Genomic DNA, 11,228 nt, shown 5'->3' on the forward strand with positions numbered 1-11,228 from the left:
TTATCTGGTACAAATATTGGGTTTTAACTTAACTGCATCCCGCCCTCTCACGGGGGCTCTATAGCCGCAAACTCCAACTCTTTTTGGTTGGACGCCTCTGCCAGCGCCTCCAGATCCGGGACGCTGCGTTCGATTGGTCCCACGGTGGATTCCGGGCATTTCCATCGTTCATCTGTGGGGTTGTTATTCTATAAAAAATGTATAACCGCTTTGTTCAGGATCGAGTGAGTCACAAAATTCTTCCTCTTTTTGCAAGGAAATGTCAACTCGATCCTCCAAATCAGGGATAGTGCGCTCTATTTGTTCCGCCGCAGAGCTCAGATGCTCCTGCCGTTCACTGGTAATGCTGAAGTTTTCCAATGTTTCATGGATACTGCGATAGACTTCTGTAAGTTGTTCGGGAGTAAAAAGGACAACGTGGGGGATGAGGCCGGAGCGGGTAGCGAAGTCGCGCTTGGCCGCGGTGTAACTGTCCACACCGCCGGGAGGTCCGTAGAAGTTCCCCGCGTTCAGGCCAGTGCGCTCCCGCACACGTTCCCAGGTAGCAAACTGGACGCCGTACCTGGTGGGGTGGCCCGCCAGAACCACATCGTTGAAATCCGCCAGCAGCCTGTAGTCTCCCGTCAGGCCGCTGGCTGTCAGCTGGGGCGCCGTCTCCATCTGGCACATGTACTCGGCAGTGGTTTTGGTGATAGAGATTGCTTTGTCCAGAGCGGCGCTCCTGTGATCATCCGCCGTATCCTCCCGCCAGTACCTCACCGAGCCGGTATCCAGCGCGAGACAGAGACGCTGTCCGTCCAGCTCTATTGGCAGGAGGCCCTCCTCCGTTTCCGGTTTTACGGCAAAGCCCTCGTGCTGGAGGTTCAGGGTTAGTTCTTGGAAGTATCTGTTTTTTTCTTCTGCGTTCATTTTGATCCTCCTTGCTTTCTAATATAATGGCAACTTTTTGCGCTGAAAAGTCTGGGGCCCTTTTTGATTTTGCCTGTTTTGAAAACAGGCGCTGGGAGTATTGTGTTTTCCTGGAAAAACAAAAAGCGCCGGTCTGTCAATTCCTTTAGAACTGACGGATCGACGCTCAATACAGGCGCTCAAAATCGTAGCGCCCTATTTGAAACTGTTGTGCCGCAGGTTTAAGTCCTGCCTGAGTGAATAGGAGGTGGGGAAAAATCTAAATTTTGAGGCCCTTGGATTTTCACTATCCAAGGGCCTCTGAGGTCTTGAAATCTCTCGGTTTTTTCACCGAAAATCTTTTTTGACCTCTTTTTCTGGTGGAGGCGGGGAGAGTTGAACTCCCGTCCGAAAGCACTTCCACAGAAACTTCTCCGAGCGCAGACGATCATTTACATTCCCTCACTCAAGCGTGGGTCGTCACACTATTGAGCTTGGTAGAGTCATAATGCGTGGAACGGTCAACTCTTTCCGAACGCACGGGCACCACTAAGGCTACGCCCAGACCCGGCTCGTGGTCCTTCCGGGCAGGACGGCCGCATTAAGCAGCGGCGAGAACGTAATCGTTATCGTTCTTTAATTTATAAGTGCCCATTTTTAGGATGTTAGGCGCATCCGCTCGCTATTCCTGCTTCTATACCCCCGTCGAAACCGGTACGCCCCCATGCAACCGCTTGGGACTTATAGTATATCACAAGCGGCGGTCGAATTGTGTTACGATTTGGTAACAATTTTCAGGGAGCGGCGTGGAGCTGCCCCTTGCTGTTTAGCGGGTCATATTCTCAAAGCAGTCAGCGGCGAGAAGGGTCGGGCTTGTAGGGAGTGTCCACACCGTTGCCGCAGACAAAGCAGTTCAACCCTAAATGTTCAGGGTATAAGGCGGGTTTACTCCGTTTCCACAAAAAACACGAGTGGTACAGAAAAACCCGCCCTGTGAGTCAGAGCGGGTGAGAGATCAGATTTTTTCCGGTTCAGGGTACTCCACGCCGAAGGTATCCACGGTGACCTTCTTCATCATCTGTTTCTGGCGGGGGCAGTCGTTCCAGTCGGTTTTGGCGGAGACAATGGCGTCAGCGGTCTCCATGCCCACAATCACCTTACCAAAGGCAGCGTAGCTGCCGTCCAGGTGGGGGGCTTGATCCACCATGATGAAGAACTGGCTCCCGGCGGAGTTAGGGTCCATTGCCCGGGCCATGGACAGCACGCCCCGCTGGTGGATCAGGTCATTCTGGAAGCCGTTTTCGGTAAATTCTCCTTTGATGGAGTACCCCGGGCCGCCGGTGCCGGTGCCCTGGGGACAGCCGCCCTGGATCATAAAGCCGGGGATGCAGCGGTGGAAAATTAGACCGTCGTAGAAACCCTTTTGAATCAGGGAGATAAAGTTATTCACGCTGTTGGGGGCGGTCTCGGGGTAGAGCTCCGCTTTCATCACGGAGCCGTTCTCCATTTCAATGGTGACAATGGGATTTTTCTTGTCAGACATAAGATCAATTCCTTTCCTGGCTCTCGTCGCGGAGCCAAGGGATATTTTGCTCTCTCAGATATTTCAGCAGCATGGAGGCCTCCAAGGTGTCTCCGCTGAACTTGACGATAGGTCTGTTTCTATGGTCCAGAAGGACCCAGCAGTTGTCGGAGCGGTCCTGGCGAAAGGCGGCAATCTGCCCGGTCAACTCCCGCCGGTTCAGGAAAAAGCCCAGCTGGTATATCCGCCCGTCGTCCACCTCCAGCTCAGCGGGAAGCAGACGCCCGGTGAGGGTCAGCACCGCAATGGGGCCCACTATCAAGACTAGAGAGACGGGGCCCCACACATAGGTCATCAGAAAGCTCACCTGACTTGGGGCGGCAAAGGTTCCCACCAAAACCGGAATGGCCGCAAAGGCGGTGAAGCTCAGGATGAATCCCGCCACGATGATGCAGATAGAGGCGGTGGGCGCGGGGAGACGCAGGGGGAGGGAGAAGTAGTTGGGCAGAGAGGAGTCCGGCCTGTACAGCGGGGGCGCCTGCGCGGATTCCGGCGCTGGAGCAGGGGTGGGCGGCGTCTCCACAGCCGCCTCCTGCTTCTGTTCCGGGATAAGCGGAACGCTGTTGCGGTAATCATAAAAGGGAATTTCCCAGTGCTCCAGGTACTGGACAAACAGGCGGCCGTTGGGCTGGGAGGCGCCGAATTTTGCCAGCGCCCGAAATTCCCGGTCGTAGAGGACGTTGCTGCCGTTGGGCGGTCCCACGATGACCCCCTTCACCTCGTCTACGGAAAAGGTGTAGCCCTTGCGGAAAAAGTGCTCCACGCGGATGGTCATACCGCTGACATGGATCAGCATACCGGTTCCGCCCACCTGAAAGGAGGGGGGCAGAGGGGGCTGATCGGCGTCATAGAGGCGGCAGTTGTAGAGACTGTTGCCGGCCCGGACACAGGCGGTCCGTTTGGGATTGGCGTACCAGATGGGGTCGGAGTACCGCAGCAGGGTATTTTGACACAGGACCGCGGAGGGCACCGCGGCAAGCCCCACTGCCAGCGCCAGAGCGTACTGACCGCCCAATTCCTGAACGACCGCCGCGCCGGCTCCCAAAACGGTGCAGAGGCAGGTGGTCCACCTGGCAAACCGCCCGTTCCGCAGACCCCGCAGCAGCCAGTAGCCCAGACAGGCGGCACCCCCGGCCAACAGCAGGATCAGGATGGCGCAGCTACCCAGAAAGTCCAGACTCCAGGTGGTCCACAGCCACAGCCGGGCCGTCAGCCAGGCCCCCAGCAGCCCGCCCAGGATGCCCCGCAGGGCGGCAAAGGCGGTCCAAAGGCGGGACATTACCGGTTCCGGGTCTTCATAGCCCGGTCAATCTCCCGCTTAGCGTCCCGGCGGGCGGCGGACTCCCGTTTGTCATAGAGCTTCTTGCCCTTGGCCAGGCCGATCTCCAGCTTGACCCGGGGGCCCTTGAAGTAGACGGCCAGGGGGATCAGGGAATAGCCGTCCTGTTTGATGCGCCCAAACAGCCGCATGATCTCCCGCTTGTGCATCAGCAGCCGCCGGGGGCGCCGGGGGTCCTTGTTAAAGATGTTCCCCTTCTCATAGGGGCTGATGTGCATCCCCAGGACGGAAATCTCCCCGTCCTTGATAAGGCAGAAGGAGTCCTTCAGATTGACGTTGCCCAGGCGAATGGATTTCACCTCGGTACCCGCCAGTTCAATGCCGGTCTCGTACTTCTCCTCAATGAAATAGTCGTGATAGGCCTTGTTGTTTTTGGCGACAATTTTTACCGCCTCGCCCACAGCGGACACCTCCTCCCGGGAAAAGTCAGATTACTATACCACATTAGGGTTAAAAAGGCAAGGGAAAAGTTGCCGCTTCCCCTGAGTTATAGCTCCAGCTATTATGCCTGTCTCATGGAGATCAATCGTTTCTCTCCGCTTCGGGCCAGACCGTGAGGAGGAGCGGGACCTATTGTGCCCACAGCCTGGGCAGACAGGAGTAGAAATCCCCCTTGTCCTCCCACAGCAGCAGCAGACTGCCCTTCTCCACCGAGACAACGGCGCTCTCTCCCAGGAACTGGTTGCTCACCCCCAGGGGGAAGTTGCTGGTAAGGGTGTCATGGTCCAGCGGAAACTTCAGCCCTGCCAGAGAGACCCCCTCCGCCCTGCCGCTGTTGCAGAACACGGAGAGGTAGCCGGACATGGAGGGGGGGAAGGTGAGGCGCTGGCCGTCCCGGATACAGGTGGCCGCCGTTTTCTCCCCCGCCAGGAAGCCCTGGGCCCCGCGGAGGGTCAGCCAGTCCAAAAGCTGGAGGTTGCCCAGGGTGTGTTCCAGCCGTCCGCCCACGCCTCCCAGCAGGATAAACCGGCGGTAGTCCAGCTCCAGCCCCTTGCGCAGGGCGAAGACCATATCAGTGTCGTCCTTCTCGGTGGGCAGCTGGATGACGTTGGCGTGGTTGGGCCGGTGGCCCAGGGAGTCGAAGTCTCCCACTGCCAGGTTGGGATTTACGCCGTAGGCCATCAGAGAGTCAAAGCCCCGGTCGGCGGCGATCACATAGTCCTCTCGGCGGGGGCAGGGCCGCAGGTCGGGGGTGAGGGACATAGCCCCTACAATATAGCAGATACCTTGCTGCATACCATCATCTCCCAAAAAATGTACCTCTCTATCATACCAAATTCTGGGCGGTGTTGCAAGACGAAAACCCGCCCTATTCCCGCCCGAACTCCGTTTTAAAGTAGTGGACAATCACCGATGCGGACAGAACAAAGGACAGCACATCGGCGCAGGCCTGGGTCATCTCCAGCCCTGACAGGCCCAGCCGGGCCGACATGATGTAGACCAGCGGGATATACAGCCCCTGTCGGCAGACGGCCAGCACCACCGCCCGCCAGGATTTCCCCAGGGACTGGAAGAACATATTGGCAAAGACCAGCACCGCCCCCAGGGGCAGGGTGAGGCACTGATAGCGGAAAGCCCGGGTCCCGATGGCAATCACCATGGCGTCATCCCGGCGGAACTGGGCGATGATGTGGGGGGCCAGAAAGAAGCCCACAACCGCTCCCACCGTGAGGATGACGGTACAGGTCTTTACCGAAAAGCTCACCGCCTCCTTGACCCGGTCCAGCCGCTTCGCCCCATAGTTGTAGCCCAGCACCGGCTGGAAGCCCTGGCCGAAGCCAATCACAATGGACTGGATCACCATAAACACCTTGGTTACGATGGACAGGGCGGCCACCGCCGCGTCACCGTAAATTTTAGCGTTGTAGTTCAGGGCCATGGTGGCGGCGGACAGAACACCTTGGCGGAAGAAGGAGGGCATTCCCTGCTTTAAAATAGCCAAATATATCCCGGGGGAGCGGGAGATCTTTCCCGGCGTCACCTTCAAATCACTTTTATTCAGCAGAAAGAAGGAGGTCAAAATACAAAGGCTGACACACTGGCTGAGCAGAGTTGCCGCCCCCGCCCCGGCGATGCCCATATCCAGCAGGTAGATAAAGATGGGGTCCAGCACCATGTTCAGAATGCCGCCGGTGGCCAGGCCGAAAACGGACAGATTGGCCTTCCCCTGCCAGCGCAGCAGATTGTTCAGGGTGAAGGACAGGATCATCACCGGTGCGCCCAGGATGATGTATAAGGCGTAGTCCATGGCATAGGGGTGGATCGTGGCGGTGCTGCCCAATAGCCATATCAGCTGTTCCCGCAGAGCCAGCCCTGTGCCCGCCATAAGCGCTCCCACCACCAGGGCGGCCGCCACACCGGAGGAGGCATAGGTGTTGGCCTCCTCCCCTCTGTCCTGACCCAACAGCCGGGAGGCGATGGACCCTGAGCCCATACCCACGGTGAAGCCCACCGCCTGGATGATGGCCATCAATGAAAACACCACCCCCACCGCCCCCGAGGCGCTGGTGTTCAGCTGGGAGACAAAGTAGGTGTCCGCCATGTTGTAGATGGAGGTCACCAGCATACTGACGATGGTGGGGGCCGCCAGGGTGAGAATCAGCTTGTCAACGGGAGTTTCCAGCATTTTGGTGCGCTGGTCCGGGTGTGCCTGGTGTCTGTTGGGAAGGTGCGGCATAGCGGTGTATCCCCCTTTTTTATGATAGGATCTCGTTTCCCTTCGAGACTGCTCAATCGAAATACTTCTCCGGCCAGACATAGAGGGAGAGGCCGCCCAGCTCCACGTGCTGGGTGAGCTGAGGGGCCAGGGCGGGGATATCGTACCGCTGGGCAATGGCCGTGTCCAGATAGAGGCAGCTCAGCTTCTTCATGGTGGAGATGACCTCCAGTCCGGTGAGGTCCGGATTGTCGTACAAGTCCAGATTCCAGGCCCGGCAGAACTCCAGGTCAGAGATGTCCTCCAGGCCGGTGCCGGCCAGGTCCAGCATCCCCAGCCGCCTGCACTTGCGCAGACAGGCCAGGGTCCCCGGCTCCAGGGGATTGCCCCGCAGGTTCAGCACGTTCAAATTGGTCAGTCCCCGCAGGGGCTCCAGGCTGGTGATTTGGTTGCCGTAGACCTTCAGCTGCACCAGCTTGTCCAGTCCTGCTAGGGGGGACAGGTCGGAAATCAGGTTGTAGGGCAGGCTCAGCTCCCGCAGGCCGGTGAGGGTGGCCAGAGGGGACAGGTCCTCGATGTCGTTGTCCCACAGGTCCAGCTCCTTCAGCCGGGCCAGACCCTCCAGGAATGACAGGTCCCGGACCCCCTCCCCACGGGCCTGAAAGCGCTTGGCGTGGAGCAGCTCCGCCGCCTGACGGTACAGCTCCTCCTCCGGGCCCTGGGCGGCCCACGCCTCTCCCTGTTCCTCCGCCGCCCGGATGACCTGGATCAGCTGGCCGATGCGGGCCCACTTTTTGGTCCACTCGGTGTCCCACTGCCAGTCCGGCAGCTTCTGGGCCTCCCGGCGGATAGCCAGCTGCCGGTCCCGCTCCTGGGGCAGGGGGTGGAGGGTGTGGCTGATCTGCCCCCGCAGATAGTCGCTCCAGCTGCTGCTGGGGCCCTGGTGGACAAAGCGGTTGTCCTCCAGCCAGCGGGCGCACCGCTGGACCGGGTCCTCCCCCGGCGCCCAGATGGGGGCTGCATTCCCCAAGTCAGGCAGGGGGCGGACCCAGGCCTGCCGCCCCTGGGCCCCGGTGAGGCAGTAGGTGAGGTAGGGCTCCAAAGTCCCGTCCAGCACCAGCTCCAGCCATTGGGCGAAGCTGCACGCCGGGGCCCGGAGCACGCCGAAGTGCCCCAGCGTCCACACCTCCCCCTTCCAGGGGCCGGCGGTGATCAGCGACCAGCACAGGTCCTTGTGGCCCATCAGGGGCAGCTGGCCGGGCAGCCTGGTCACGTCCTCCGCCGCAGTTGGCAGAAAGAGTGCGTCCAGAGGGCCCGCGATCTCCGCCATCTCCTCCAGGGGCCGCCAATACCGCTTGCTCAGCACGTCGGGCACATAGCCGCCGTCCCCATAGTTCAGAATAATCTCCCGGTAGTCCCAGGGCAGGTCGATGTTCCGCTCCGCCTCGAATGCCTCCAGCCAATCCGGGTCTACCGGTTCGTCCAGCCGGAGCAGCTTGGGGGACAGCTTCGCCTTTAACATCAGCTTTTCCTGTGTCAGCTGCAACTGGGCCTTATCCATATGTATTTCGCTCCTCTCTTTTAGAAATCCACGACAAAACAGGGAAGCTGTCCGCCTCCCCTGTGCTGTTTTCTCTAATATTTTAGTATATCACAGCCCGCTCCGCCGCGCAAGCCAGGATTTTCCCGCTTCTCTCCCATTGGGAGGAGAAATTTGGGGTTCTCCCGTAAAAATTAAGCGGTTCTTAATATTTTCCCCCTTGCGATTTAAACTGTCTGTGCTATCCTATATCCCAGAAACACAGTGCCCGGCTGAATGAAACTGGGAGAGAAACAGGGGAGGAGCGGCCAATGTACACTATTTTGATCTGCGACGATGACAGAGATATCGTGTCCGCGCTGGATATCTACCTCACCAGCGAGGGCTACCAGACCCTCAAGGCCTACAACGGCAGGGAGGCCCTTCGGGCGGCGGAGAGCCACGAGATCCACCTGATCCTGATGGACATTATGATGCCGGAGCTGGACGGGATCCGGGCCACCGCCAAGCTGCGGGAGGGGAGCAATGTGCCCATCATCCTGCTCACCGCCAAAAGCGAAGACACGGACAAAATTCTGGGTCTGAACATTGGGGCGGACGACTACATTACCAAGCCCTTCAATCCTCTGGAGGTGATCGCCCGGGTGAAGAGCCAGCTGCGGCGGTACACTGCCCTGGGGGGTGCGGAGAAGGGGCCGGGCCTGATTACTGCCGGCCCCATCTCTATGGACGACGGGGCCAAGGTGGTCACCGTGGACGGGGAGCCCATCTCCCTGACCCCCATCGAGTACAACATCCTGAAGCTGCTGCTGTCCCATCCGGGTCAGGTGTTCTCCTCCGCCCAGATCTATGAGCAGGTGTGGAACGACCCGGCCTACGGCTCGGAGAACACGGTGGCCGTCCACATCCGCCACCTGCGGGAGAAGATTGAGATCAACCCCGCCGAGCCCCGGTATTTAAAGGTGGTCTGGGGCCTGGGCTATAAGATCGAGAAGGGGGCTTAGCTGTGAAGAAGCTGCAAAACAGTCTGGCCGCCAAGGTCTGCGTCTGGGTGGTGCTCCTGGCCGCTGCCTTTGGGACGGGGTTGTTCGGAGTACAGGCACGAGTCAGCTTCCGATCGGTGGTCAGTGACAGCTGGCAGGACAGCGTCCGGTACCAAAACGCGGTGGAAAACCGCCGGCTGGAGCTGGTGGAGGGAATACACCTGTCCCAGGAGCTGGAACTGCTGGAGCAGCAGATGGAGGCTGGAAGGGCCGGCCCTCTGGCCTACGCCGATGCGGAGTACCTTCGGGAACAGCGGGCCGCAGTGGAGGAGCGCTTTTCCCGGGACAACACCTGGTTCCGCTTCCGGGTACTCACCGACAACGGGCAGACTCTTCTGGGCACCAACCTGAGGGAGGATGAAACACTTTCCGGTGTGGTGCAGACGGTACACTACTTCTCCTTTGAGCTCCGCGAGGGGGAGTCGTATGTTTACTATGAGGACCCGTATGCCGAAGCTGACATAACGCCTGTCGCGCCGAAGGTGGAGGGGGAGAGCGCCGAAGCCGTCAAGGTGGTGCTGGAGTACGGGGTCCCGGAGGAGATTAACACAGGCAGCGTTTTTGTCCATGACGAGTTCACCATAATCCGGGCCGCCTGGCAGAACGACCGGGCCTTCTTCGACCACTATCTCACCGGCTTTTGCTGGCTGGGGGGCCTGATGCTGTTTGCGCTGATTTGGATTTTATGGACCGCCGGACACAAAAAGGGAGAGGAGGGCGTTGTCCTCAGCTGGCAGGATCGGATCTTCTTTGACCTGTACGCTGCCGCCGCCATCGCCGCTGTTGTCATGCTGGCCTGCTGCACCATTTGGGCGGGGGATCAGCTCTACTGGGGAACCGTCAACTCCTACGCCATACAGAATGAGGACTTTGAGACCTTCTTCAACCTGGGCGTGATGGGGACTGGGGCCCTTTTTGCCGCCGGGGTGGGGTGCAGCGCCCTTTTGCTGCGGACTTTGGCGGTCCGGCTCAAGGCCCGCTGCCTGGCCAACACCACCCTGCTGTGCAGGGTGGTGTCATGGACGCTCAGGAGCGTCCATGAGTTTGTTCAATGCCTGCCCTTCACTTGGAAGATGGTGCTGGGCTTTGGAATTTATGTGCTGTTCACCTTCTGGCTGATTGCCAGGGGAGTTTATGACGGGTTCTTTCTGCTGATCTACTGGGTGATTCAACTGGCGGTTGTTTGCTTCATAGCCTGGTGGACCTACGGCTACTACCGCCTGCGTCAGGGCACCAAGACCATTGCCGGAGGCGACCTGGAGTATCAAATCGACACCCGCAGGATGCCCTACGACCTGCGCCTTCAGGCGGAGGACCTGAACAATATTTCGGTGGGTCTGGCCGGGGCGGTGGACGAGAAGATGAAGAGCGAGCGCTTCAAGGCGGAGCTGATTACCAATGTCTCCCACGACCTGAAGACCCCTCTCACCTCCATTATCAATTATGTCAACCTCCTCAAGTCCACCGAACAGACCGACCCCAAGGCGCGGGACTATATCGAGGTACTGGACCGCAAGTCCCAGCGGCTGAAAAAGCTCACCGAGGACCTGGTGGAGGCCTCCAAGGCGTCCACAGGGGTTCTGTCGGTGACCCGGGAGAAGATCGGTATGTCCCAGCTCATCGACCAAGCCCTGGGGGAGTGGGAGGAGAAGCTGGCTGGCCGGAAGCTGACCCTGGTGACAACCATGCCCGAGGGGGAGACCTGGGTCTACGCCGACGGGCGGCACCTGTGGCGGGTGTTGGATAACCTGCTGTCCAACTGCGCCAAGTACGCCATGGAGGGGACCCGCATCTATTTGGACTTGGAGCGGGGGAAGGGCCAGGTGGCGCTCCAGGTGAAGAACATCTCCCGGGAGCCCCTGAACGTCCCCGCTGAACGGCTGATGGAGCGGTTCGTGCGGGGGGAGGAGTCCCGTTCCACAGAGGGGTCCGGACTGGGCCTGTCCATCGCCCGGTCCCTTACCGAGCTCCAGGGCGGCTTCTTCGAGCTGGCTGTGGACGGAGACCTGTTTAAAGCCATTGTGACCCTACCTCAGGCGACGTGAGGCGGGCCGGCGCAAAATCGCCGCAGATTCCTTCGCCCATCCCGTCCGGGGATGGGCGATTTTTTGTATAAAGAAAACCACTCGCTAGGCGAGTGGTTCAAAAAAAGCCTTATGGCGATGATGTAGACAAGAAAA

General features: G+C 59.4%; 9 protein-coding genes and 1 other RNA gene. 2 read left to right on the forward strand and 8 right to left on the reverse strand.

Annotated features, from left to right (window positions below):
• Positions 1-183 precede the first annotated feature (183 nt).
• The 8 genes from D1646_RS11325 to D1646_RS11360 all read right to left on the reverse strand — a co-directional run bounded on the left by D1646_RS11325 (position 184) and on the right by D1646_RS11360 (position 8,026).
• Positions 184-909, reverse strand: coding sequence for a hypothetical protein (locus tag D1646_RS11325; protein ID WP_160636555.1), 726 nt, complete (start codon positions 907-909; stop codon positions 184-186).
• Positions 910-1,266: 357 nt separating this feature from the next.
• Positions 1,267-1,612: a transfer-messenger RNA gene (gene ssrA / locus D1646_RS11330) on the reverse strand.
• A gap of 291 nt (positions 1,613-1,903) precedes the next feature.
• The gene (locus D1646_RS11335) at positions 1,904-2,431 is read right to left on the reverse strand and encodes a peptidylprolyl isomerase (RefSeq protein WP_160636556.1); all 528 of its coding nucleotides are present in this window, start codon (positions 2,429-2,431) and stop codon (positions 1,904-1,906) included.
• A 4-nt stretch (positions 2,432-2,435) separates the two neighbouring features.
• Entirely contained in the window at positions 2,436-3,749 is a 1,314-nt protein-coding gene (locus D1646_RS11340) for a hypothetical protein (protein WP_160636557.1), read from the reverse strand.
• On the reverse strand, positions 3,749-4,210 hold the full coding sequence (gene smpB, locus D1646_RS11345) for an SsrA-binding protein SmpB (protein ID WP_160636558.1): 462 nt from the start codon (positions 4,208-4,210) through the stop codon (positions 3,749-3,751). Before smpB ends, D1646_RS11340 begins: the two co-directional genes overlap by 1 nt.
• Positions 4,211-4,379: 169 nt before the next feature.
• Positions 4,380-5,045, reverse strand: coding sequence for a thiamine diphosphokinase (locus D1646_RS11350; RefSeq protein WP_160636559.1), 666 nt, complete (start codon positions 5,043-5,045; stop codon positions 4,380-4,382).
• Between the two features lie 73 nt (positions 5,046-5,118).
• On the reverse strand, positions 5,119-6,486 hold the full coding sequence (locus D1646_RS11355) for an MATE family efflux transporter (RefSeq protein WP_160636560.1): 1,368 nt from the start codon (positions 6,484-6,486) through the stop codon (positions 5,119-5,121).
• A gap of 52 nt (positions 6,487-6,538) precedes the next feature.
• Positions 6,539-8,026 carry a leucine-rich repeat domain-containing protein gene (locus D1646_RS11360; protein WP_160636561.1) on the reverse strand — a complete coding sequence of 496 codons (1,488 nt, stop codon included), beginning with the start codon at positions 8,024-8,026 and terminating at the stop codon, positions 6,539-6,541.
• A gap of 290 nt (positions 8,027-8,316) precedes the next feature.
• Between D1646_RS11360 and D1646_RS11365 the strand changes: the two genes are divergently transcribed.
• Both D1646_RS11365 and D1646_RS11370 read left to right on the forward strand, forming a co-directional pair.
• Entirely contained in the window at positions 8,317-9,009 is a 693-nt protein-coding gene (locus tag D1646_RS11365; protein WP_160636562.1) for a response regulator transcription factor, read from the forward strand.
• 2 nt (positions 9,010-9,011) lie between these two features.
• Positions 9,012-11,093: a HAMP domain-containing sensor histidine kinase gene (locus D1646_RS11370; RefSeq protein WP_160636563.1), complete on the forward strand. Its 2,082-nt coding sequence runs from the start codon at positions 9,012-9,014 to the stop codon at positions 11,091-11,093.
• Positions 11,094-11,228: the final 135 nt, after the last annotated feature.

Origin of the sequence: Pseudoflavonifractor sp. 60 (assembly GCF_009911645.1) — a bacterium.
GTDB lineage: Bacteria > Bacillota > Clostridia > Oscillospirales > Oscillospiraceae > Lawsonibacter.